This window comes from Hymenobacter coccineus, assembly GCF_001816125.1.
Taxonomy (GTDB): domain Bacteria; phylum Bacteroidota; class Bacteroidia; order Cytophagales; family Hymenobacteraceae; genus Hymenobacter; species Hymenobacter coccineus.
Genome location: NZ_MDZA01000362.1, coordinates 1 through 226 on the forward strand (window position 1 = coordinate 1; position 226 = coordinate 226).

The following is a 226-nucleotide window of genomic DNA, read 5'->3' on the forward strand; positions in this document are numbered from 1 at the left end:
GACGCTTCGCTACTTCCTGTTGCTGCTGGTCCCGCTGGGGGCCCGCGCCCCAAACCGCCGCCCCGCCGCTGCCCGACACCGCCCGCACCGTGCGCCTGCCCGACGTACCCGTGACCGGCTACGGCCAGACGCTTCGCTACTTCCTGTTGCTGCTGGTCCCGCTGGGGGCCCGCGCCCCAAACCGCCGCCCCGCCGCTGCCCGACACCGCCCGCACCGTGCGCCTGC

The 226-nt window shown here is 76.1% G+C and carries 1 protein-coding gene; it reads left to right on the forward strand.

Annotated features, from left to right (window positions below; translation table 11 throughout):
• Positions 1 to 226, forward strand: a 226-nt coding sequence (locus tag BEN49_RS28250; protein WP_158022990.1) for a hypothetical protein, incomplete at both ends; no start/stop codon positions are given.